Here is a 23,643-nt window from a genome sequence, read left to right on the forward strand (position 1 = left end):
AAAATTGGTGGGTTCTTTAATACTGCACGGGCGATCGCAATTCTCTGTCGTTGTCCGCCTGATAATTTTTGTCCCCTTTCCCCCACAATTGTTTCATAATCTTGGGGCAGTTGCATGATAAATTCATGCGCTTCTGCAACCTTTGCCGCTGAGATAATTTTATCTATATTGGCATCAGGACTACCATAGGCAATATTCTCGGCTACAGTACCGTGAAATAAGAAGACATCCTGACTGACTAAACCAATACAAGCGCGTAAATCTCTCAATTTTAAATCGCGGATATCGATCCCATCTAAGGTAATCGTTCCCGATCGCACCTCGTATAATCTGAGCAGGAGTTTGACTAAAGTACTCTTCCCCGAACCCGTGGAACCAACAATTGCGATGGTTTTTCCAGCAGGAATCTGCAAAGATAGATTTTCAATGACGGGCGATCGCTCGTAATAAGCAAAGGTAACATCTTTTAATATCACCTCTCCTTTTACCTCATGAATTGGTAAAGCAATATCTCCAGTATGAATATCAATGGGAGTGTCAAGTAAATTCATTACCCGATTTGTGGATGCCATTGCCCGTTGATATTGGTCGAAGGTTTCGCCTAATCTAGTCAAAGGCCATAACAAACGCTGAATTAAAAAGATCAATACGCTGTACGTCCCTACACTCATTCTGCCCGCGATCGCTTCCATGCCTCCAAATAAAAGTAAAGCGGTAAAACCCGCTAAAATAATCATCCGAATTAAGGGAACGAAGGCAGCAGACAGCGCGATCGCTTTTTTATTACTCTGACGATAGGCTTGACTTTCCTCTGCAAGTCTGCTTGATTCATAGGCTTCGGCAGTAAAGCTTTTGATCGTCATAATGCCGGACAAATTATTTGCCAGCCTTGCATTCAATAAGCTAACTTTTTCTCGCACCTCTGCATAACGCGGAGCCAAAAGTCGTTGAAACGCTACCGAACCCCACAAAATAAAAGGCATAGGCAACATTGCCATCCAAGCGACGCTAGGAGCGAGAATAAAGAAAGCCCCGCCGATAATTAGAACTGTAGCGGTAACTTGGATAATTTCATTAGCGCCATTATCCAAAAATCGCTCTAATTGATTGATATCATCGCTCAAAACTGACATCAAGCCGCCCGTACTGCGTTCTTCAAAATAGGCGAGTTCTAATTCTTGCAAGTGGTTGTAAGCATCGAGGCGGAGTTCGTGTTGAATCCTCTGCGCCAAGTTACGCCATTTCCTGGCATAGGCATATTCAAAAATTGATTCTAGTATCCAAATAATGACCGTGAGGACGGAGAGAATGAGAAATTGAGTAAAAACATCCTTAACTCCCCAACGGGCAATAATTGAATCTTGACGCTGTACTACCACATCAACAGCAACACCAATCAATGCAGGTGGAGCTAGATCGAAGATTTTATTTAAGACAGAATAGAGAGATGCCAGCCAAATTTGCCCTCGATAGTGGCGAGTGTAGGCGAGTAAGCGTTTGAGGGGATGTTTGGGTTGGGAACTAAACCTTGGGGAAGATTTGCCTTTTGGCGATCGCATTAATGCCTGCGGCTGCATTATCTGTATTTATTTACGTCTGTGGGTGTATATTCCACGATAACGTGGTGCGTTCGATGCGGGTGTGGGGTGTGGGAAGTGTGGGAAGTGTGGGAAGTGTGGGAAGTGTGGGAAGTGTGGGAAGTGGGAGTGGTTAGCCATAACTACTGTCTTCACTGATAACTGCTCCCTGCTCAGAAGCAGCTCCCTGCTCAGAAGCTCCCTGCTCCCTATTAAAGCCAATTTCCCACTAAAACATAGGCTGCCCAGTAGCCAGGACGACGGTAGTTAGGATAGTTTTTCATCAGATTCAGTTGGGCTTGACGTAGGGCTTCGGCACGGGTGAGTTTAGTTTTGGTGAGTTGTTTGTAAAATTCACCAATAAAAATAGCTGTTGCTTCATCGTCAATTTGCCACAGAGAAGCTAAGGTACTCCTAGCCCCAGCCCTGACTGCAATTCCTGCTAGTCCCAAGGCAGCGCGTCTGTCTCCCGTAGCAGTTTCGCACGCGCTGAGGACGAGTAATTCGATCGCATTCGGACGGCGACGATTGCGCGATCGCAATAAGTCATCAAATTTCCTGACGTTAATTGGTCCATCAGCGGCGAGGATAAATGTATTCTCGGCTTGAGAACTGAATTGACCGTGAGTCGCTAAATGAACTATGTTGAAGCTAGTTGAGTCGATCTTGGTTTCTAGGCTCTTGCTAGTAAAGGCGCGATCGAGTAATTCGGCGATCGCGACTCCGGCTTGTTGAATTAAATTAAATTCCAACCTGACAGCGGGTAAGGGTGGAAAGGGAGAGTTAGCAGGAGGAACGCTAAGTCCAGCAGTTAAGGCTTTGAGATTGGCTGGAGAGATAGGCTGAGGGTTGATGAGTTGCAAACCTGGACTAACGGCGATCGCGTATTTTTCGACCAGATATTGCTTACCATCAAATAATGCAGACATGGGAATATTTCGCAATGCCCCATCTGGGACGAATACTAGGGTTTTGACTCCACTTTGTTGCAACTCGCTAGCAATAGGTTGGATCAGCCAACTATATATTTGTTGAGATAAAGTTCTGACATCTTTGGTACGATCCGGCTCGGTCAGCGATCGCTGCAATCGTTCTACAGTTTGCTCGATCTGAGCTTGCGGCTGGTGGATCGTGTAATGCCGCAGGGGGTGCTGAGGAATTTTGAGAATGACTTCCAGGCGATCGGGTAAAATAATTGGATAAATTACCGCTGCTGTAGGATTATCCCGATCCACCACATTATCAATCGCTACAGGTTGGGCTTCGATACAGGCTTCCCGAAAAAAGTTATCTAGTTCCGCTAACTGCAACGCTTCGATCGTCTCGCGTGCTTGGGCGAGGTTTTGCTGAGGAGTTGTCTCGCCTGACTTTTGCCCAGATAACAGCAAGGCAACGAGTTCTCGATAGACTGGTTCTACTTCATCGCGAAAATTAAATTGAATTTCTGGGTTGACAGCAACGAGATCGTTACGCAAAGATTTTAAAGTTTTTACTGCTTCTCTGTAGGTGGCGATCGCCCCTGGAGTATCTCCCTGCGCTCTCAGTAAACGTGCCAATTGCCATTGCCAGCGATAAGTAATATCCGGTGCATTCACTGCCTGAGATAAGATTAAAGCCTGTTCCGTCAGCTCTTGAGCGCTTTGCCATTGCCGATTTTGCTCGTATAAACTACCTAAACTACCTACTGCATAAGCCTCAGCTCGTTTGTCTCCCAAATTTCGCGACTGGTTGACAGCATTTGCTAGTAATTGGGCAATGAATGCGGGAGTGGTAGTTGGTAGTTGGTAGTTGGTAGTTGGTAGTTGGTAGTTGACGGTTGTTTTTTGCTCCCTCAGCTCCCTCAGCTCCCTCAGCTCCCCCAGCTCTCTTCCCCTGCTCCTCTGCTCCTCTGCTCCTCTGCTCCTCTGCTCCTCTGCTCCTCTGCTCCCTGCACCGAAGCGCTCCCTGCTCCCTATTTCCATCAAACTTTGCGCAAAATCAATTTGGGCATAGATTGTTTTACTACTGGGGGGGATGGTAGCAAGCAGAGATTGAATTTCGGGAATGAGCGATTGGGCAGTAGAATCTTGCGTGTCTACTAATAGGCTGAATTGGTTAAGTCGGGCTTGCAGTTTTGCGATCGGCGCGATCGCGGTAATAGCAGCCTGTTGATAGTAGGCTAAGGCAGTTGGATTGTCTTTTTGCGATCGCGCTGTATTACCGAGGCTAAATAAACTAGCCGCAATATCTGATTGCGAGTTGAGTTTTTGCGATAAGACTAAACTCCGTTGCAAGACTTGTTGGGACTGTAGCAAATCGCCTATCGATCGCAGTAGGTTCCCCATTTGGCGAAGTCCGGCAGCTTTGAGTGGGGAGTCTGGGATCGAACTGAGGCTGCGCTCGACAGAAGTTAACGTTTCTAAAGCCCGACGATATAGTCCCAAGGCTTGCAACGCTTGACTCTGATTCAGTAAACTACGGATGACCCCAAGGCGAGCGCCTGCTCGTTCGTACGTAATAGCAGCTTGTTGCCACGTACTTACGGCTGTTTCTGCTTGTCCCAATCCCAATTGCAAACTAGCTTGGGTATTTAAGGCTTGAGCAAGAATTGGCAGAATTCGAGAGTCGGAAGTCGGGAGGCGGGAGTCGGGAGTTGGCTGTTGTTTTTTTTCTCCCCCAGCTCCCTCAGCTCCCTCAGCTCCCCCAGCTCCCTCAGCTCTCTTTCCCCTGCTCCCTTGCAACGCATCGAAACTAACAGCGATCGCCTGTTCTGCCTGCTGCCACTGTCCGAGTTGCTGATAAGCTAAGGATAAATTGCTGGAGGCAATCGCGAGATTGAGCTTATCTCCTTTGGCTCTATAGTTTTGCGCTGCTTGTTGCCAGATTTTTACTGCTTGGGCAAATTGTCCGGCTGTATAGAGTTCTCTGCCTTGTTGCAATAATTGTGCGTCATCACCACTGCTTCGTATTGGTTGCGAAGTGATTTCTGGAGCGGATGGAGCTGCGATCGCCGTTCCAGGGAGGAAAACTAATAGTACTGCGAGGTAAGTTTTTGAGATTGACATTAGTTATTACCTCTCACCTCTCACCTCCTACCTCTCACCTCTCACCTCAAAACAAACTGTAATTAACCGAAAAATATACGCCGTTTTCTTGCCAGGTGCGATCGCGGTCTTCAATATCTACTAGGGGAATACCCCAATCTAGACGAGCAGTTACGGTGTCTGCTAGTTGAAAGCGCAATCCCAAGCCTACAGATACTAAGGTATCTTCGTCTTCAGGCGGAGTCAAATCTTCAACCGATCGCCCAGCTTCATTCCAAATCGTCCCAAAATCGACGAAGGGCGTGACTTGCAGCGTTAGTTGCCGTTCGGGAACGCGATAAACTGGAATGCGCAGTTCTGCCGAAGCAAATAAACCACCATCTGATAGCAGTGCATCTTGACGGTAGCCCCTGACGCTTTCGAGTCCACCTACGCCAAATTGTTCTAATGGTACGAGCGGATCGTCGGCAATTTGGATATTTGTACGGAGTAAAAATAAAGTATCGGGAGCGAGCAACCGTACCCATTGCGCTTGTCCTTGCCAGGAGAAGAAGCGGCTGTCTGGAGCATCGCTGTTAATCGTAGCGTCGAATGCTCCCACACCTAAATTAAATTGCGATCGCGCTGCAAAAACTTCTCGCGTATTACGTTGAGTCCATTCCTGAGAGAATTGTACGGCTGAGATGCGAGTATCTCCATCTTCATCTGCGCCCGGTGAGAGTAAAGAGGAAGGATAGCCAAACTCTTCTAAAACATCGGAAGAAATTTCGCTTTCGCGTCGCGCTGCCGTCAAACCGAGGGCAAATTCGCGATTAGGAGATTGTAATATAGGTTGACGATAGCTGAGTTCAAAATAGCGGGAATTACCATCGATTTCGAGGTCATCGAATGGAGGTTCGATCACGTTGCTGTCGGTAAATCCAACATTCAAGCTTACCGTGCCATTTTTAGCATTTATCGGGATTGTATAACTGCCGTCTACGCCGTTGCTACCGTCGGTATTGCTATATGCAAAACTCAACCCATCGCCAAATCCAAGTAAATTAGCTTGATTCAATTGCACCCGTCGCCGGAAGCTACCAACACTAGGCGATCGCCCGTTATCTAAGACAATTTGTGTATCAAAAGTATCTGCTTCTCTCACCGTGACATCTAACACGCTCGTACCTGCACGAGTCCCTGCTGAAAGTTCGGCTGAAAGGTTTTGAATTAAGGGATTGAGTTGCAGCAGTTGCAAAGCCTCTAACAGGCGTTGTTGGTTTAGGGGTGTGGCTTGCGGAATGCGATCGCGAATATAACTAGGTCTTAATCGCCGCGTTCCCTGTATGTTAACTGCTTCTAATCCCCCTTCGACGACTTGAATTTTCACTACGCCGTCTTGGATGGCTTGGGGTGGAATTAAAGCCCCAGAGGTAATATATCCTTTATCTATATATAGTTGCGTAACAGCAGTACGGGCTTGAAACAGTTCGGCAAAAGACAGCGATCGATTTGTGAAGGGAGCTAAAACTTTCTCGAAATCTTGGGGGCTAAATACCGTACTGCCAGTCACCTCGAACCGTTTCACTGTTAGTTTTTCTGGAATTTTTCCCGGTACTGGTGCTGGTGTGGGAGGTGCGTCAGGTGGCTGTAATAAATCTTCTGATGGTGGTAAGGGAGTGGGTGTCGGGAGTTCTGGAGGCGCGGGTTCGGGGCGCGGAATTACATCTTGGGGACGTGGTGGCGGTGCAGGGAGACGGGGAGTTTGAGCGATGGGAAGTTGGGCTTGTAAGTTTGTCCGTGCAACGACCGCAGGATCGGGGCTAGCATTAATACTGGGAGCAAGTAAACAAAAACTAATGCTCATACAACCAATCCCTCCCGTTATTTGTATGAGGAGGGATGCAAAACTATTGTAAAATCTACGTTCCATTACAGCTATTCGGTCTAAACCAAGGAATATTAAGTGTATCGGTAATAACAGAAGCAGTCAGTATGACCTCACCATTAGAACCTACCACCCACCCTGTAGCTTCCACAAGTGGGACGGGATTAACTTTATTGGAAGATTGTGGAGAATTCGGAATTCGGAATAACGCTTCGCTTCGCCTTCGGCTGACGGAATTCGGAATTATTTTTGACTTTTGACTTCTCACTTTTGACTTTTCTGTAATGCCCAAATCTGCCAAGATGGACTCGCTTCTAGTTGTTTCGGCAGGAGTTGGAGGTAAGCCACCTCGTCCGGCGATCGCGAAGCTACTTTCTCCTGATGCTACGCTACCTACAGAACACCCTTGAGCCACCAAACCGCTGACATCGACGACATCTGCTGGTAATATAACTAACTCAGCGCTGGGGTCTACATCTGGTCTTCTAATTTCTACTATTCCATTAATGCCGCGATCGGAGCTGGCATCGATCGTACTATCGGGAGACACAAAGAGTCCTTGGGTTGTAATGCTGATATTACCACCGCGACCATCGACAGCTCTAGCTGTAATTTTGCTTCTTTCTGCTAGTACTAGATTGTCTGTATCAACATTTATATTGCCACCATCGCCTGCACCTTCAGCACTAGTAGAAATTTCACCACTATTGCGTAATGTAAGTAAGTCCAGGTTTTGTAAGTTTATATTGCCACCATCACTGCTGAATTTACTGGTAGCCGTAAGTTTGCCACCATCTTCTACACGGATAGAGTTAGCTGTAACTTCTAAGTTGCCTGCATTGCCCGTACCGAAACTGCTGACACTTATTTCCGCTTCATTCCCAATCGTCAAACTTTTTGTATTAATTCTCAGATTTCCAGCAGTTGCACCACCTTGAGCGATCGCAGTTAAGGTACTCGGAGAACCATTTTTTGTAGTCCCCGTTAGCTCTACAGATTCAGAGGCATTGATAGTGAGATTTCCTCCCTTGCCTGTTGCTGGTACGAACTGATTGAGAGTTAGATCGAAGACACTTCCCTCTGATGCTGTGGATATTTTTGCTCCATCTCTGACAATTAGTTTTGTAGTATTAATTGTTAAGTCCCCTGCATTTCCAGCAGCAGCAGTTGCACTAGATAAACTACTAAATGCTTCAAAATTATCAACAGACAAAGGAAAACTCCCAATTATTTGTACTGACTCTGATGCGTTAACAGTTAATTTTCCTCCAGCACCTGTAGCAAAAGTAGAAGTAAAAACTTGCGCCCCTTCTCTCACGGTTAAATTTTTAGTATTGAAAGTAATATTTCCTCCATTTCCTGCTCCAAAATTTAGAGTAGATATGACGGTATTTACGCCTGCCAATTCTATATTTTCCGAGGCATTTATAGTCAAATTTCCTGGTTGAATTTCTTGTCTATTTACAGAGGTTAATCCATAGTTGTTAATTTGAATTACCTTACCTTGAAGGTGAAGCTCGCCATTACTTTCACCACTGACATCTAAATAAGGTATATTTGCAAAGCTATTTAACTCAATGTTTTGAAAATTCTGTACCTGCTCGTATCCCAACTTCCAGCCTTTTTCTGTGGAATTGAGATTCACTAAACTATTATCAAAAACACTGCCTAGTTCAATTCGCCCCTCTGCTGCTGTCATATTTCCACCCTCTTGTAAAATACTACCTCCTACAAGTGCTAATGTTTTACCTGTCACTACCTGTAAACCAGCAGGAAAGCCAAAGTAATTTACTGCTCCGTTGAGAGACGCTTGAGAGCGGTTAACGATCGCGCCAGAATTGGAGCCAAATTGCAAGCCGATCGGCGTATTAACTGTTAGTAAGGGCGTATTTTGAGAATGATTTGCATCGAACTGAGTTCCATCAGAAAAAATAATACTACGCGCTGTACTAGCAAGAAATGAACCACCAATATTCAGCGAGGCATTAGTGCCAAAAATAATTCCATTTGGATTGATTAAAAATAAGTTGGCGCTACCGTTAGCTGCGATCGCGCCATCGATATTAGAAGCAGTAGAGCCAGTCACGCGGGTGATAATATTTTCAATATTCAGATCGTTATTGAAGCGCACTTCACCATTTGCTGGGATAGAAAACTGCTCGAAACTGTGAAATAGATTTTTGCCTCGCGCTGCTCCACCTTCAATTTGAGAAGTTAGAGGAGTAGTTTGGTTAACTGATGAGCTTTCAGCACCTAATGTATTGTCGGGAACCACTTGAGCTGAAATCCGATCTTCAGTGGCGATCGCTCCACTAACTGCTACACAGCACGCCAGCCGTAGCCGCCAACCCCAACTACTCCTACTTTGAGCCATTTTCAAATTTACTCAGACATCAACATACTTAAGAGCATATCTGAGTATGTCAGACAGGCAATAGTATGACTTAGAAAAACCCTCTTGTTACAGGAATACTTCTAAACATACCTGTGGCTGTATCACCCAATCCACTTACCAGGAGGTGGCGCACAAGCTTGGTTTGGGGGGCAAGGGCAAAACCAGGCAGTGGTTCGGAATACACTATCTGGTGAGGGATCTGGCAACACGCTAGAATTTGGACGGCAATCGCGATCGGATGGTGTTTTCTCAAAAAAATTGAATTCTATGGAAATATTTTTAGTGTCGGTCGCTCCATATTTTTGGAATATCTTATTTAGTGAGGACAATATATCTTCCTGATTGAGAAGTGCCATTATTTCTTGTTGAATAGCATCGTTGTCCATTGTGCTTCTCCTAGAAAACTCTATTTTGTAAGCGATCGATTAAGAGCGATCGCCCATAGCTAAATTTCAATACAGAAGAAATAAGTTGAGTTCCCGAAATCTGTCAATAATAGTACTTTTGTGCTAAATCGCGCGATTTTTGAAATAATTATGCTGTACAAGTGGTCTGATGCTTTTAGGCGGGAAGCAAGAAGCTGAAGCTGGTTAAAATTCGATCCTCCCAACCCCCCTTAAAAAGGGGAGCCACAGAAAAAGCGGGGGTTCTCCCCATTGAGTAAAGTGGCGTGGACTAAGAACGGCTTCGTTTCACCCGTTGTTAGGGGGACTAAGGAGATCTCTAAGATCTATAGGATCGTAACTGAGAAATATTGAATTACATTCGTCCTTTCTCAGACTAGAGTTTGCTGTTTCCTGAAAATAGTTGGCACTTCCATGCACATCTGGGCAAGTCAGACTTAGTATTGACAAAAGGAACCTAGAATCCACACGCTCAGCCCATGCAAACCCTGGAAAAGACAGAACCCAAACTCGCCCAACTCAAAACCTTACTAACAGAGATTAACGACATTGAGTCGGCTGCTTCCCTCCTCTATTGGGATCAAGCAACGTATATGCCTCCCGAAGGCGCAGCAGCAAGGGGAAGGCAATTAGCCACGCTAGCGCAGATTGCCCACACGAAATTTACCGATCCGCAAATCGGACAACTATTAGAAGATTTACGCCCCTACGAACAAAGCTTAGCCTACGATTCAGATGAAGCAAGCCTGCTCCGCATCACGCGCCACGATTACGAACGCGCGGTCAATATTCCCCCTGCTTTTACAGCTAAGTTTTCACAACATACGGCTGAGTGTTATGAAGTTTGGGCAAAGGCAAGGGCTACAAATGATTTTGCTACAGTTGCGCCTTATTTAGAAAAGACATTAGAACTGAGTCGCGATCGCGCTAACTTTTTTCCTGGGTACGAGCATATTGCCGATCCACTGATTGCAGATGCAGATTATGGCATGACAGTCAAGAGCGTGCGATCGCTATTTACTCAACTACGTCAGGAACTCGTCCCCATTGTCGAAGCAATTGCTTCTCAATCCGTAGCTGATGCATCTTGCTTGCACCAGCATTTCCCTGAAGCCGAACAACTAGATTTCAGCTTCAAAGTTATCGAACAACTCGGTTACGATTTTCAAAGGGGACGACAGGACAAAACCCTACACCCCTTCATGATTAAATTCTCTACAGGGGATGTCCGCATCACCACCCGCGTGCGCGAAAATGACTTGAACGAAGGGCTATTTAGTACGATTCACGAAACCGGACACGCACTCTACGAACAGGGAGTGAGTCGGGCATACGAAGCCACGCCACTAGCGGGAGGAACTTCAGCGGGAGTGCATGAAAGTCAATCGCGGTTGTGGGAAAATATGGTGGGCAGAAGTCGTCCTTTTTGGAAATGCTTTTATCCCCAGTTGCAGGAAACCTTTCCTCAACAGTTAGGAAAAGTTGACTTAGAAACATTTTACCGAGCGATTAATAAAGTCGAGCGATCGCTCATTCGCACCGATGCCGATGAAGTAACCTATAATCTCCATGTCTTGATTCGTTTCGATCTGGAATTGCAGTTATTAGAAGGTAAATTAGCAGTTCGCGACCTTCCTGACGCTTGGAACGAACGTTACAAATCCGATCTTGGCATTACCCCACCCAACGATAGTATTGGTGTTTTACAGGATGTCCACTGGTACGGTGGTGCGATTGGCGGCGCGTTCCAAGGGTATACCCTTGGTAACTTAATGAGCGCTCAATTCTTTGCTACTGCAACGCAAGCACATCCAGAAATTCCTCAACAAATCGCCTCTGGTAACTTTACCACCTTGCACGACTGGCTGAAACAAAACCTCTACCAACACGGTCGCAAGTATACGGCGGCGGAATTAATCCAACGGGTGACTGGTAGTCCCCTGCAAATCGAACCCTTTATCAGCTACATCAAACAGAAATTTGGCGAATTGTATTAAGCGTGGTGCGTGGTGCGTGGTGCGTGGTGCATGAATAGCCACCGTCAACCGTCAACCGTCAACTACCAACTACCAATTACCAATTACCAATTACAACATTCTTGGGGAATTTATCATGTCCGAACTGCTGCAAACTGTTCTCGATAGTGAAGAAAGAAGCGATCTGCGCCAGTTTTTTAGCGAGATTCGCCATCAAGATAAGAAGTACTTGTTGAGAAACGACATTCTGATGTCGTATGTCGAGTACTGCAATAAGTACCAAAAATCGGCAGAGTTTTATAGCGGTTCTCATCTGGGTAAGCTAATTTACTATATCCAAGAAATCATTCTAGAAAATGGTAATCTTTGTTTAATTATCCGCCAAAAAATTGCCAGTCAAGAATTCTATCGAATCACAGAAGATTTGATGGTAGAAGTGCTGACGATACAGGAATTGCTTGATGTTCGCGATCGCTTTGTCAACCGCTACCATCCAAATGAAGGGGATATTCTCGAACTCGATTTTGGACCCTTTTACGATTACACTCCAACCATTCGCGACCCGAAAAATATTGGGAAAGGGGTACAGTATCTCAACCGCTATCTTTCCAGCAAATTGTTTCAAGACCCCAGACAATGGTTGGAAAGTATGTTTAACTTCCTCCAGGTACATCAATATGATGGAATTCAACTGCTAATTAACGGCAGAATTAAGTCCCATCAACAATTATCCGATCAAATCAAAAGAGCGATCGCATTTGTGGGCGATCGCCCCAGTGAAGAACCCTACGAAAATTTCAAATTTGACCTACAAATGATGGGGTTTGAACCTGGCTGGGGAAACACGGCGGGGCGGGTACAGGACACTTTAAGTATTCTCGACGAACTGATCGATTCTCCCGATCCGCAAACCCTGGAAGCTTTTATTTCTCGGATTCCGATGATCTTTAAGATCGCCCTTGTTTCGTCCCACGGCTGGTTCGGACAAGAGGGAGTTTTGGGACGACCCGATACAGGGGGTCAGGTGGTATATATCCTCGACCAGGTAAAAAGTTTAGAAAAACAGTTGCAGGAAGATACGACCCTGGCGGGTTTGGACGGGATGAATGTGAAGCCGAAAGTTGTCATTCTCACCCGCTTAATTCCTAATAGCGACGGAACTCTTTGCAATCAAAGATTAGAGAAAGTTTATGGAACGGAAAATGCTTGGATCTTGCGCGTCCCGTTGCGAGAATTCAATCCTAAACTGACACAAAACTGGATTTCGCGGTTTGAGTTATGGCCCTACCTAGAAACTTTCGCGATCGATGCTGAGAAGGAATTACTAGCAGAATTGCATGGAAAACCCGATCTAATTATCGGTAACTATTCTGACGGTAATTTAGTCGCATTCTTACTATCGCGACGGATGAAGATTACTCAGTGTAATATTGCCCACGCGCTAGAAAAGTCGAAATATTTGTTTAGTAATCTGTACTGGCAAGATTTAGAAGATAAATATCACTTCTCGCTACAATTTACTGCCGATCTGATTGCCATGAATGCGGCTAATTTTGTGATTAGCAGCACCTATCAAGAAATTGTCGGCACGCGCGATAGTGTAGGGCAATATGAATCGTACAAATCTTTCACAATGCCGGATTTGTATCATGTTGTTAGCGGAGTCGAACTATTTAGCCCTAAATTTAACGTGGTTCCGCCTGGGGTCAATGAAAGTTACTACTTTCCATATTCGCGGATGGAAGACCGCGTACAAAGCGATCGCGAACGGGTAGAAGACCTATTATTTACCTTGGACGATCCCGTTCAAGCTTACGGCAAACTCGACGACCTCAGCAAGCGTCCAATTTTCTCGGTAGCCAGGTTAGACAGGATCAAAAACTTAACTGGTTTAGCTGAGTGTTTTGGTAAAAGCGAAGCATTGCAAGAACATTGCAATTTAATCTTAATTGCTGGAAAATTGCGCGTTGAAGAATCGGAAGATAACGAAGAAAAGGATGAAATTGTCAAGCTTTACAGCATCATTGACCAGTACAATTTGCATGGTAAGATTCGCTGGTTAGGGGTACGCTTGCCTAAATCTGCTTCTGGGGAAGTTTATCGCGTCATTGCTGACCGTCACGGTATTTTTGTGCAGCCAGCGTTATTTGAAGCTTTCGGCTTAACCGTATTAGAGGCGATGATTTCTGGTTTACCGACTTTTGCCACTCAGTTCGGGGGACCGCTAGAAATCATTCAAGATAAGGTAAATGGTTTCTACATCAACCCAACGCATCTAGAGGAAACAGCCGATAAAATTTTGGAATTTGTGACGAAATGCGAACAAAATCCTAATTATTGGTATGAAATCTCCACGCGGGGAATTGACCGAGTTTACAGCACTTATACTTGGAAAATTCATACTACGCGCCTGTTATCTCTAGCACGAATTTACGGTTTCTGGAATTTTATTTCCAAAGAAAACCGCGAAGACTTGTTGCGTTATCTTGAGGCTTTGTTCTATTTAATTTATCGTCCAAGGGCGCAACAATTACTGGAACAACACATGCATCGTTAAATTTGTCGGGTGCGTTAACAACGCACCCTACCTGACTACTGCCAAACAAAAACTTTGGCTTCGTAAGGACCAATATCCAGCAGCATATCTTCCCCAGATTCGAGGTCGTAATTACCCGTCCATTCGTGCCATTTTCCAGCAGCCGGGAAGTTATCAACACTATATCCAGCTAAGAAGTTTTCCGAGAAATTAGCAATAACAACTACGCGGGAACCTTCATCGTTCCAACGAGTATATGCCACGACTTTAGCTTCTGGATTTTCGTGAAAGAAGTCGATATTTTCCGTGTAAAGTGCGTGGTTGTGCTTGCGGAGGTTAATTAATCCTTTGTAGTATTCAAATAAGTTGCGATTGAGATCGTTGCCCAGTAGTCCCCACTCGATTTTGGCAGATTCAGTTGTTTTCGGCTTATATTCGCCAAACTCCTCACCCATCCAAACCAAAGGAACGCCAACGGCTGTCATGAGTAAGGCGACCCCCAGTTTAATCCGTCTAAAGGCTTCTTCGTCAAAGATTTGGCGATCGCCTAACTCTACCATCAAATGGTTGTGGTCGTGGTTGGTCAGGTAATTGACAACATTGGTTGCACCTAAAAAGCCTTGACGCTTGCAGTCAATGACATCTTTGAGTCGTTCTAAATCGAAGGTGTCACCGCAAATGTGCGCTAAAACATCGTGATAAAAACTATCATGCCAGCAACCATCCATCGGACCATCTACATTAGTAATGGATGTTGTTTCGGGAATATGTTCGGCAACAGTATAGAAAGGCTTCATGCTGGCTGCTTTCTTGGCTTCATCTACTATCCAATGCATGAAGTCGTAGTTATCAATTTGCCTTGCAGCATCGAAGCGAATGCCGTCAATGTGGTATTCTTCTATCCAAAATCGCACGTTGTCGCCAATAAATTTCCGTGCTGGATATGTTTCTAAATTTTCATCGTAGAATTCGTAATTAAACTCTGGTCCCCAGTTATTATCGGGGTCGCGGGGTGAGTGATGATACCAATAATCGTGGTCGATTTGAGTTAGCGGACTTTCTGCTTCTGAGTGGTTGTAAATCCCGTCCATGATAACGCGAATGCCTTTTGCATGGCATTCATCGATCAGTTTTTTCAATCCCTCTGTAGAACCGTAGCTGGATTCTGTGGCGAAAAAGTGACGGGGATTGTAACCCCAGCTATGATCTCCAGGGTATTCTTTGACTGGCATTAATTCAATTGCGTTAACACCAAGTTCGCACAGGTAATCTAACTTTTCGATCGCATGTTTGTATTTACCGCGTGCGTGAGGGTCGTCTTCACCACCAGAAAAATCGCCAACGTGCATTTCATATATTACCAACTCGCGATCGCTCGGTAATGGCTTGTCATCGTGTTGCCATACATAAGTATCCAGAATCCGCTGTCCATCTTTTACCCGCACTACTGCATTCTGCGTTGGGTTATCGATATCTGTAGCATAAGGATCGATAACATCTACCCATTGGTCGGGTTCAAAGAACCAAGATTTAGACTGGACGCGAAACTTATATTGATATACGCCATCTTCTAATTCAACTTTTGTACGAAAGTACCCGTCTTTACCTTTTTCCATCGGTATCTCTTCCCAATTGGAAAAGCAGCCAATTAGCTTCGCACCTTTGTTATATGGAGCAAATAAACTAAATTCTATTGGGCTTGTCATGATTTTTTTAATACAGTGACGAACACCCGTATTGTCTTACGCACAAACAGAGTTTGAAAATCATTCACGGGATAGAAGATAAGTTAATCTACCTTCCTCCCCAAGATATACGAGCGAACGATTCTTTTCAGGCAAGCACCAAAAATTGACGAGTTAACTGAGTGTTCGATCGCATCTCTATCAATTTTATTAAAAATCTCAATACTATATCCATCAACTATACTTCTTCAGATATATGCCTAGAGCTAGAGTTTGAAGTGGCGGCGTTCGCGCTCCAAAATATTTGTTAAGATATGTGTAGCTAGCAATACAGACTTACGTTTTATTTAACTTTAAATTTTCATTATTTAGATAGAAGTGTGTTTTGACTTGCGATAGAGGGTGAGTAAACTGTTACAAAGCTAACTTAAAAATTAGGAAAGGAAATAATTTTAGCTTTTCCTATTTTGATGAAATTATTCCAAGTCAAACTATGGCGATCGCACTGACTCGAATTTTCAGTTTATGCGGCTAGAATAGACCTGCTTTTTTCTAAAAATCCTATGCAGCTAGAATCTCTCAACAAAAGTTACAAAAGCAACAATATACCGCCGATCGAATTTTCCTTAGTCTTTTCTAGCTTTAGAAATGGATTGTGGCTGTTTGGGATTCCTTCCTGGTTATTTGGTATTGTCGATCGCAGTTTTGCTGCTTTTACTGATGGATACGTCTCTTCTATAGAGTTGGTACACTTATTTACAGCTTCTTTTTTCTTACTAGGCTGGATTTATCTCAAACCTGAAGAAAGCTCAAATATTGGTGGAATTGGTGCAGTCAGAAGTTATACAATTGAAGCACGAAACTCTATAGACGAGCATAGCTTACACGCGACCACAGCTAGAATGTCAGAGCTGCAAGAGCAACATGTTATTCGTCAAGAATATATCTTACCCTTTCATTACATTTGCCAAATTTACCATCTTTTAAATATCAAGCACTTAGAGACAATCCACTATTTCAGTCTTAACAACCTTAAAGTGATTGGAGTTAGTCAAATTCAGCCGACACAAAGCGGGGGAATGGTAAGATTTCAAACTGTGTTAGATTCACCTGCTAACGTGTTACGAATTTGGCGACAACCAATAGTCGAAGTAGGATTAACTTTACATACTCCGTATACGGTAGAGTTGAGTATTCCGGTTTATAACCAGCGATACATTACAGTTTTGTTCAATGTCATTCCCGTTGGTGATAACGAGCATAAGCTAATTATAGATATCTACAGCAATCTCAATTGGCCCCGACCGTTATTGCAAGTCGTGTTGCATTTTGCCGCTTGTTTGACTTTGTTTGAGGATTTACCTTATTTGCAAAGAATCGCTCAGAAAAAAGTACATCATCTCGTCAATCTCAAAGGAATATCCGAACGAGATACTATGTGGTTGTATAGGAGATTTGTGAAATTGCATGGAGCGCGTCAAGTACTAAGCTTACCTGAAGCAAAGGCTTAAATATACGTGTTAATAAATCTCTTTCCAATGGCTATAACTTTCGCGATCGCAAGTTTCAATCTATTCAAATTTATGCAAACATTGACGGCAAGCATGACATGGTTGAGTTCTGGGTTCAAAGTCGCGACAGTTAATTGCTGCTTCCGTACAGGCATTTATTAGGTTTACCGTGCATTTGAGCCGATAGTCGTTGGTAAAAAAGGCACAGCCAGAACAGGGAATTTGATGTAGTGTTTTGATGCGATCGCTGGCTTTTTCAATGGAAATGATGGCGCTCACACCACTAAAACTATAGACGAGCTTCTATAGCTGCCTTTGGAAAGGGGGGTTGGGGGGATCTTCTCTGCCGTTAAGTCTGCGCGTGCCAAACTCCAGCGATCGTAACAAATTAGGCGCTACAGCTAACTGTGCGCCTACAAACGTATTGCACTTAAATAAGAAAGCTATTCCGGTCGGTGGATAATTGTTTCCATCACCCGGCGCTTTGTTCTTGGCTCAATACCAAATATCCGCAAATACTCATTTTGATATTCAGACAAATTGACTTCGAGCGCAGTAATTGCTTCTGATTCACCTATAATACTTTGACCGCAACTCTTCCAAGAATTAGTCCGAAATCGGCGTTTATCTACGTGTTCGATACCAATGTGGTAGCCTTGCGCTATTAAATTTCGTACTTGCTCCAAAGTTTGTAAGCCAATTTGAGTTGATATTACCTCATTGTGGCGGTTATTGTGAACTGGAGGCTCGTAAGATTCAACTGAGTTTACGACTCCACTACTAGCTTGGGGCAATTGAATACTTTCATTGACAAATCGATTCCCAGATTGCCAAACAGGAAGAGGCGTTTGTGTAGGTGAATAATTTTTTACTGGATTCTTTGCGGATTCTGCACCATTACCAGAGGGCAAAGTTATAGTTTCTTGCTGCGTTGATTTCGGTTTTTCTGGTTGCGGTGGAGCAGTATATTCTCTAAAATACCTGTTTCCATCTAAAGCTCGATTATACTCTCTGACTAGCTGAGAATTCTGTACTTGTTGCTGCTCTTTCACCATTAAATTACCCATTTCAATCAAACGGGATAGATTGAATTTGGGCTTGCTAAATTCCGGTGGTCTATCAGCACTATTTACAACTCTTCTCGCTACCTGCTCTATGCCAACTTTAAAGATAAAGTCGCGAATTTGCTCGTCGTAAATTCTAGAACGCAGGGCGCTAAAGAAATCGACTGACTGGTTGGAGAAAGTATCGACTAACTGCTCTATTTCCCGTGGTGGTAGTCCGTCATCTGAATAAATTCCGGCAACGATACCCACTTTATCACTGCGATCGGGTTGCCAGTAAAATTTTTCCATCCTACCATCTCGAATTAATGGCGCATACAGAGTGGAAAAATCATTACCTGTAACAATAATTGGGACGCGATGTAAAGGTGTTTCGTCGTAACTACCAGGTAATTGTACGTTAGTTGGATTATCCGCAATATTCATCAACGTGGCGTTTACCAACTGAGTATTCACCGTATACTGAGTGCCTTCATCAAATCGTCCTGCGCCTGCATCGAGATCGTTAATCATGATGGCGCACATTTTACCCCGCACGCGGATCAATTCTGCTGTCTCTCGATAGCGCAGACGCAGCAAACGTGAAGGATCTCCAGCATCGGGGCTTTCCAATTCACCACCAGAAATATGAGTAATTTCTATCCCCATCTTCTCGAATACTAAATCGCACTGAAAAGATTTTCCCTCGCCTTTACGTCCGTGAACGCCTAAAATCAACGGTACGCGAATACCAGGAATATTTAAATAGTTCTTGGTGATAAATACAGTGATTTTTTCGAGAAAACGAGGTGCAATGTAGTAATTCATGAATCTATCAGATAGGTCGAGCCGCTTAAACTTATCTTAAGTTTTTTTTGGTTGTTGCGATCGCTTTTTCTCTATCTACTTAAGATTGCTGCTGCGCTACTTTTCTGACAGCATCTATGTCTAATTGCAGTTGTTCGGCAATCTGTTCTACTGTTAGTCCTGCTTTTAACAACAGAGGGACTGCTGCCAATTTACCTTCTGCTCGACCCTGCTCAAGACCCTGCTCAAGACCCTGCTCAAGACCCTGCTCAAGACCTTCCTGCACGGCTTCCTGATAAACCTTAGTCTGTTTTAGTTCGTTTAGCCCCAACATTGCTTCAATCTCCTCTCTACTCAAGTCTGGAAATTTATAAACGAATACAGTTTCTATTAATTCTATAAATTTTCTCTTCTTCTCGGCATCTGCCACTTCCTCTCTAGTTCTCACTATCAACTGTCTGCCTTTTTCCGAGACAACTTCTTGTCTCAAACCAATGAGCTGCAATAAACTTAGTCCCAAAGATAGATTTTCAGAATCACCTAATTCATCTAAGTAAATTCGTTGAAATTGGGGACTAGATGCAAATACTCGGTAATGTCTGGGTAAACCTGGATCTAAACTACGCCTAGTAAAGATTAAAACAGCTTGCCAATCATTAACTGGCTGATAGTCGTGTAAATAAAGAAAAATTTGGCTAAAAAAGCTGGAATAAAGCACTTTTTTAGTATCTTTGTAGCCTTGCACTTCCACAAAGACTACAGGTAAGTCAGTGGCATAAATCGGAGGTACTAAAATCCCATCAATCCGAAAGCTGGTTTGTTTGACTTCTTGGGAGGCAAAGCTGTATGTAGTATCTCTAGCAGAAACATTGCCAATGAGTTCAAACACGATACTTGGATCGGTTTGGAAAATTTCGTAGAATAGGCTGTCTGTTTGCAAGGCTATTTGTTTGCAGGGACGATGCCGAAGGCGATTTGCAAAGCAACCATCGCGTTCAAAAAATTCACAAAAGGAGAGGTAGATTCTACCCCTCCTTTCAAAGCGCCTTAACTATTTCTAGTTTCTAGTAGTATCTACTACCGCTGCTGTTGGGCTTGTGAACCAAGAAGCTGAGGATTTGACACTGCTTAACGTTATCGAAACCAACGATACGGATGTAGCAGTTGGAGTACTGAGAACGGCAAGCTTGGACTTCGTTCAATACTTCTTGAGTGCTTCCAGCACCGAATAAAGGCAACTTCCACATTGTCCAATAACACTCTGTTGGTTCAGAGGTTTCGTTGAACTCAATTGCCGGAATATATCCTTGACTGAGAATATATTGGACTTGTCGATTAATTTGAGCGTCAGTTAGAGGCGGCAAATAAGATAAAGTTTCGTAGCGCCGCTCTTTTGGTAGGGTTTGCATGGATTATCTCTGTGGGTTGCTGAAAAATTAGTGATTGTTAATAGTTAATAGTTAATAGTTAATAGCAAGTTAACCATTGACCATCAGCTATTGACCATTAACCAAGATTGTCCAGATTAGTCTCTGAGGTGGTTTGCGGCTCAGAATCAAGACTGGGATTTGTTTCTAGTTGCGTAATCCGCTCTAGATGCTGCTTGCGGTGTTGCATGTTGGCTTGCTGAATCCCAGCACGTACTATCTCAGGTAAGAAATCAGCCACTTCCTCCGCTAAATGTTCTCTGACAGTCATGATTCGCAATGCCAAATCAGGCTTTTCTCGAAACAAATTTTCTATGTACGCTTCGCCGTCCTGTATTCTGTCAGTCGCAGAAAAGCGATGCAGCCATAGTGCCAGAGGAGGGTTAGTTTCACCGATTTGCGCCAACACCGTTCTCACTGCCTGATAAGTCAGGTAGCTTTGCAGCGTCTTGGCTGTGTCCTTCGCAATTCGCTTTATATCCATGCTTGACCCCAGCCTTTGTAGAGTTATGAGGTATGAGTCGTGAGTTTTGAGTATTCTAACTCACTCACTACTCATCACTCACTACTTCTTAAAGGGTGTCAACTGCCTTGAACTCGAACTTGATTTCCTTCCACAGTTCGCAAGCAACAGCCAACTCAGGCGACCACTTAGCAGCTTCGCGAATTACATCGTTACCTTCGCGTGCCAAGTCGCGTCCTTCGTTACGAGCTTGAACGCAAGCTTCCAAAGCTACACGGTTAGCAGTTGCGCCAGGAGCGTTACCCCAAGGGTGTCCGAGCGTACCACCACCGAACTGCAAGCAGGAATCATCACCAAAGATTTCTACTAGCGCTGGCATGTGCCAAATGTGGATACCACCAGAAGCTACAGGCATTACACCAGGCATGGAAGCCCAATCTTGAGTGAAGAAAATACCGCGAGAACGGTCTTCTTCAACGTAGTTTTCGCGCATCAGGTCAACGAAGCCCATTGTGATACCGCGTTCGCCTTCTAGCTTACCTACTACCGTTCCAGAGTGTAGGTGGTCACCACCAGACATCCGCAAGCACTTAGCCAATACGCGGAAGTGAATACCGTGATTTCTCTGACGGTCGATTACGGCGTGCATAGCGCGGTGGATGTGAAGTAACAAACCATTATCGCGACAATACTTCGCCAAAGTGGTGTTAGCAGTGAAACCACCAGTTAGGTAGTCGTGCATGATGATTGGTGTACCGAGTTCTTTAGCAAACTCAGCCCGCTTCATCATTTCTTCGCAGGTAGGAGCTGTAACGTTAAGGTAATGCCCCTTAACTTCGCCTGTCTCTGCTTGTGCCTTTTCAATTGCTTCTTGAACGAACAGGAAGCGATCGCGCCAACGCATGAAAGGCTGAGAGTTGATATTCTCGTCGTCCTTGGTAAAGTCTAGACCACCGCGCAAGCACTCGTATACAGCCCGACCGTAGTTTTTCGCCGATAGACCGAGTTTGGGCTTGATCGTACAACCCAGCAGCGGACGACCGTACTTATTCAGTTTGTCGCGCTCGACTTGAATACCGTGGGGAGGTCCTTGGAATGTCTTCAGGTAAGCGACCGGAATTCTCATGTCTTCCAGACGCAGCGCTTTGAGTGCTTTGAAACCAAATACGTTACCTACAATCGAGGTCAACATATTGGTAACGGAGCCTTCCTCAAACAAGTCAAGAGGATAAGCCACAAAGCAGAAGAACTGGTTGTCTTCGCCTGGTACTGGCTCGATGTAATAACAACGACCTTTGTAGCGGTCTAGGTCGGTTAGCAAGTCCGTCCATACAGTCGTCCACGTACCAGTGGAAGATTCAGCAGCTACAGCCGCGCCAGCCTCTTCTGGAGGAACTCCAGGCTGAGGTGAGACGCGGAAACAAGCCAGAACGTCTGTATCTTTAGGAGTGTAATCGGGGGTGTAATAAGTTAGTCGGTAATCTTTAACCCCTGCCTGGTAGCCCGATTTGGTCTGGGTTCTCGTTTGCGCGTAAGACATATTTTTCTTCCAAGAGTCAGTCTCTTCCACTCGCCAGTTGGGAAGTCTATTTCTTGCCAACTAGCTCGGTTTTTAACAATATATCAAGAATTGAATTAGTTAAAATTTAAATGTACTGTACACATTTATAAAAATTTATTATTAAACTTGTATTTTATTAATTTTTGTTACAAACACTGCTGAATCTATCTGAATCAGTTACCAGTTATCAGTTATCAGTAAAGGGTGGTGCGTGGTGCGTGAAAATAACTCTTGCCAACAACACTCAACCCATTACCAACGACCAATTACCCATTACCACTTCGGTTATGCCAATCACTACCCAGCAATTCATTCAATGGAAGCAACAAGGGCGGACAATTGTTGCTCTAACTGCGTGGGATTACACTACGGGGCGGTTGCTAGATGCGGCGGGAGTGGATTTGATTCTGGTAGGTGACTCCTTAGCAGTCATGCTGGGCTATGAGACTACCATACCCCTGACATTAGAAGAAATGTTACATCACGCTAAGGCTGTGCGCCGAGGCGTGAAACGAGCGTTAGTAGTATTCGATTTGCCGTTTCTGACTTATCAGGAAAGCTTTCAGCAGGCTATGCATTCGGCGGGAAGGGCGCTGAAAGAAGCAGGGGCGCAGGCGGTGAAAATTGAGGGCGGGCATCCAGCAATTGTAGAAACTGTGACGCAGTTGGTACAAGCAGGAGTTCCAGTAATGGGACATATTGGTTTGACACCCCAATCGATTCATCAGTTGGGATTGAAGCAACAGGGGAAAACAGCCACAGATGGAGAAAGACTCATGGCTGAAGCGATCGCCCTCGAAGCAGCAGGAGCATTTAGTATTGTCTTAGAACACATTCCCTCAGATTTAGCCGCTCAAATTAGCCAAAAGCTGACGATTCCGACTATAGGTATTGGTGCTGGTTCTGAGTGCGACGGGCAAGTATTAGTCACTTCCGATGTGTTGGGCTTATCCGAACGGCAACCGCCCTTTGCCAAAATGTATGTAAATTTAAGTGAAGCGATCGCTCAAGCAGTGCAAGATTATGCATCTGAGGTGAGAGAACATAAATTCCCGTAGGGGGCGTTAATTAACGCCCCCTACGAAACTCCGATTCATTTCTATAAATTGCCTCATATCATTTGAGCAATAAGCTACCGTCGTAGATGTGAGCTGAGATTGGTTACTGCAAAATTATGGTTAATAGTAATACTGACAAGAGACAAAGGGACAAGGGAAGAAGGGGGACAGGGGGACAAAGGAGACAAGGGGAACAAGGAAGACAAGGAAGCAATTCTAGCCACCGGCTACTAGTCACTAGTCACTCACCCGACTCCCAACTCCCAACTCCCGACTCCCCTCTACTAGGTTTAAACCAAGCTCAATTAAC

Annotated in this window: 18 protein-coding genes and 1 pseudogene; 6 read left to right on the forward strand and 13 right to left on the reverse strand. The window is 44.5% G+C overall.

What is annotated here, in order from left to right:
• The 6 genes from ACRC32_RS07955 to ACRC32_RS07980 all read right to left on the reverse strand — a co-directional run.
• A partial coding sequence (locus ACRC32_RS07955; RefSeq protein ID WP_438553472.1) for an ABC transporter ATP-binding protein occupies positions 1 to 1,559 on the reverse strand: 1,559 nt, incomplete at its 3' end.
• A 27-nt stretch (positions 1,560 to 1,586) separates the two neighbouring features.
• A complete protein-coding gene (locus ACRC32_RS07960; protein WP_438553457.1) occupies positions 1,587 to 1,733 on the reverse strand; it encodes a hypothetical protein in 147 nt (48 codons plus the stop codon).
• Positions 1,734 to 1,789: 56 nt separating this feature from the next.
• On the reverse strand, positions 1,790 to 4,621 hold the full coding sequence (locus ACRC32_RS07965) for a CHAT domain-containing protein (RefSeq protein ID WP_438553458.1): 2,832 nt from the start codon (positions 4,619 to 4,621) through the stop codon (positions 1,790 to 1,792).
• Between the two features lie 46 nt (positions 4,622 to 4,667).
• The gene (locus tag ACRC32_RS07970; RefSeq protein ID WP_438553459.1) at positions 4,668 to 6,446 is read right to left on the reverse strand and encodes a ShlB/FhaC/HecB family hemolysin secretion/activation protein; all 1,779 of its coding nucleotides are present in this window, start codon (positions 6,444 to 6,446) and stop codon (positions 4,668 to 4,670) included.
• Positions 6,447 to 6,501: 55 nt separating this feature from the next.
• Positions 6,502 to 8,841, reverse strand: coding sequence for a two-partner secretion domain-containing protein (locus tag ACRC32_RS07975; RefSeq protein WP_438553460.1), 2,340 nt, complete (start codon positions 8,839 to 8,841; stop codon positions 6,502 to 6,504).
• 122 nt (positions 8,842 to 8,963) lie between these two features.
• Positions 8,964 to 9,248, reverse strand: coding sequence for a hypothetical protein (locus ACRC32_RS07980; RefSeq protein WP_438553461.1), 285 nt, complete (start codon positions 9,246 to 9,248; stop codon positions 8,964 to 8,966).
• A gap of 497 nt (positions 9,249 to 9,745) precedes the next feature.
• Here ACRC32_RS07980 and ACRC32_RS07985 point away from each other — a divergent pair, with 497 nt between their 5' ends.
• The 3 genes from ACRC32_RS07985 to ACRC32_RS07995 are packed head-to-tail and all read left to right on the forward strand — an operon-like array spanning position 9,746 to position 13,799.
• A complete protein-coding gene (locus ACRC32_RS07985; RefSeq protein WP_438553462.1) occupies positions 9,746 to 11,263 on the forward strand; it encodes a carboxypeptidase M32 in 1,518 nt (505 codons plus the stop codon).
• Between the two features lie 9 nt (positions 11,264 to 11,272).
• On the forward strand, positions 11,273 to 11,410 hold the full coding sequence (locus ACRC32_RS07990) for a hypothetical protein (protein ID WP_438553463.1): 138 nt from the start codon (positions 11,273 to 11,275) through the stop codon (positions 11,408 to 11,410).
• On the forward strand, positions 11,379 to 13,799 hold the full coding sequence (locus tag ACRC32_RS07995; protein WP_438553464.1) for a sucrose synthase: 2,421 nt from the start codon (positions 11,379 to 11,381) through the stop codon (positions 13,797 to 13,799). The genes ACRC32_RS07990 and ACRC32_RS07995 overlap by 32 nt, the downstream gene beginning before the upstream one ends.
• Before the next feature lie 35 nt (positions 13,800 to 13,834).
• On the opposite strand, the gene ACRC32_RS08000 is transcribed toward ACRC32_RS07995, so the two are convergent.
• Positions 13,835 to 15,484, reverse strand: coding sequence for an alpha-amylase family glycosyl hydrolase (locus tag ACRC32_RS08000; protein WP_438553465.1), 1,650 nt, complete (start codon positions 15,482 to 15,484; stop codon positions 13,835 to 13,837).
• A gap of 542 nt (positions 15,485 to 16,026) precedes the next feature.
• Between ACRC32_RS08000 and ACRC32_RS08005 the strand changes: the two genes are divergently transcribed.
• Positions 16,027 to 16,974, forward strand: coding sequence for a hypothetical protein (locus ACRC32_RS08005; protein WP_438553466.1), 948 nt, complete (start codon positions 16,027 to 16,029; stop codon positions 16,972 to 16,974).
• A 60-nt stretch (positions 16,975 to 17,034) separates the two neighbouring features.
• Here the strand turns inward: ACRC32_RS08005 and ACRC32_RS08010 are convergent, their stop codons facing one another.
• The 6 genes from ACRC32_RS08010 to ACRC32_RS08035 all read right to left on the reverse strand — a co-directional run bounded on the left by ACRC32_RS08010 (position 17,035) and on the right by ACRC32_RS08035 (position 22,254).
• Positions 17,035 to 17,253 carry a hypothetical protein gene (locus ACRC32_RS08010; RefSeq protein WP_438553467.1) on the reverse strand — a complete coding sequence of 73 codons (219 nt, stop codon included), beginning with the start codon at positions 17,251 to 17,253 and terminating at the stop codon, positions 17,035 to 17,037.
• Positions 17,254 to 17,417: 164 nt separating this feature from the next.
• Positions 17,418 to 18,845 carry a ribulose bisphosphate carboxylase small subunit gene (locus ACRC32_RS08015; RefSeq protein ID WP_438553468.1) on the reverse strand — a complete coding sequence of 476 codons (1,428 nt, stop codon included), beginning with the start codon at positions 18,843 to 18,845 and terminating at the stop codon, positions 17,418 to 17,420.
• A 79-nt stretch (positions 18,846 to 18,924) separates the two neighbouring features.
• The gene (locus ACRC32_RS08020) at positions 18,925 to 19,764 is read right to left on the reverse strand and encodes an Rpn family recombination-promoting nuclease/putative transposase (RefSeq protein WP_438553469.1); all 840 of its coding nucleotides are present in this window, start codon (positions 19,762 to 19,764) and stop codon (positions 18,925 to 18,927) included.
• Between the two features lie 124 nt (positions 19,765 to 19,888).
• Entirely contained in the window at positions 19,889 to 20,233 is a 345-nt protein-coding gene (locus tag ACRC32_RS08025) for a ribulose bisphosphate carboxylase small subunit (RefSeq protein ID WP_438553470.1), read from the reverse strand.
• 97 nt (positions 20,234 to 20,330) lie between these two features.
• Positions 20,331 to 20,735 carry a RuBisCO chaperone RbcX gene (gene rcbX, locus ACRC32_RS08030; RefSeq protein ID WP_438553471.1) on the reverse strand — a complete coding sequence of 135 codons (405 nt, stop codon included), beginning with the start codon at positions 20,733 to 20,735 and terminating at the stop codon, positions 20,331 to 20,333.
• A gap of 88 nt (positions 20,736 to 20,823) precedes the next feature.
• Complete coding sequence (locus ACRC32_RS08035) at positions 20,824 to 22,254, reverse strand: form I ribulose bisphosphate carboxylase large subunit (RefSeq protein WP_192153647.1); 1,431 nt, start codon at positions 22,252 to 22,254, stop codon at positions 20,824 to 20,826.
• Between the two features lie 308 nt (positions 22,255 to 22,562).
• On the opposite strand from ACRC32_RS08035, the gene panB reads away from it, so the two are divergent.
• Together panB and ACRC32_RS08045 are read left to right on the forward strand one after the other, a co-directional pair.
• Positions 22,563 to 23,333: a 3-methyl-2-oxobutanoate hydroxymethyltransferase gene (panB, locus tag ACRC32_RS08040; RefSeq protein ID WP_438553473.1), complete on the forward strand. Its 771-nt coding sequence runs from the start codon at positions 22,563 to 22,565 to the stop codon at positions 23,331 to 23,333.
• 116 nt (positions 23,334 to 23,449) lie between these two features.
• A pseudogene (locus ACRC32_RS08045) lies at positions 23,450 to 23,643 on the forward strand (hypothetical protein); the annotation flags it as partial.

This window comes from Chroococcidiopsis sp. (assembly GCF_051657925.1).
Lineage (GTDB): Bacteria > Cyanobacteriota > Cyanobacteriia > Cyanobacteriales > Chroococcidiopsidaceae > Chroococcidiopsis.

Coding starts and splice junctions, on each gene's coding strand:
- ACRC32_RS08000 (WP_438553465.1), bottom strand. CDS start 15,484: ATGACAAGCCCAATAGAATTTAGTTTATTTGCTCCATATAACAAAGGT.
- ACRC32_RS08015 (WP_438553468.1), bottom strand. CDS start 18,845: ATGAATTACTACATTGCACCTCGTTTTCTCGAAAAAATCACTGTATTT.
- ACRC32_RS07965 (WP_438553458.1), bottom strand. CDS start 4,621: ATGTCAATCTCAAAAACTTACCTCGCAGTACTATTAGTTTTCCTCCCT.
- ACRC32_RS08035 (WP_192153647.1), bottom strand. CDS start 22,254: ATGTCTTACGCGCAAACGAGAACCCAGACCAAATCGGGCTACCAGGCA.
- ACRC32_RS07980 (WP_438553461.1), bottom strand. CDS start 9,248: ATGGACAACGATGCTATTCAACAAGAAATAATGGCACTTCTCAATCAG.
- rcbX (WP_438553471.1), bottom strand. CDS start 20,735: ATGGATATAAAGCGAATTGCGAAGGACACAGCCAAGACGCTGCAAAGC.
- ACRC32_RS08025 (WP_438553470.1), bottom strand. CDS start 20,233: ATGCAAACCCTACCAAAAGAGCGGCGCTACGAAACTTTATCTTATTTG.
- ACRC32_RS07970 (WP_438553459.1), bottom strand. CDS start 6,446: ATGAGCATTAGTTTTTGTTTACTTGCTCCCAGTATTAATGCTAGCCCC.
- ACRC32_RS08005 (WP_438553466.1), top strand. CDS start 16,027: ATGCAGCTAGAATCTCTCAACAAAAGTTACAAAAGCAACAATATACCG.
- ACRC32_RS07985 (WP_438553462.1), top strand. CDS start 9,746: ATGCAAACCCTGGAAAAGACAGAACCCAAACTCGCCCAACTCAAAACC.
- ACRC32_RS07975 (WP_438553460.1), bottom strand. CDS start 8,841: ATGGCTCAAAGTAGGAGTAGTTGGGGTTGGCGGCTACGGCTGGCGTGC.
- ACRC32_RS07995 (WP_438553464.1), top strand. CDS start 11,379: ATGTCCGAACTGCTGCAAACTGTTCTCGATAGTGAAGAAAGAAGCGAT.
- panB (WP_438553473.1), top strand. CDS start 22,563: ATGCCAATCACTACCCAGCAATTCATTCAATGGAAGCAACAAGGGCGG.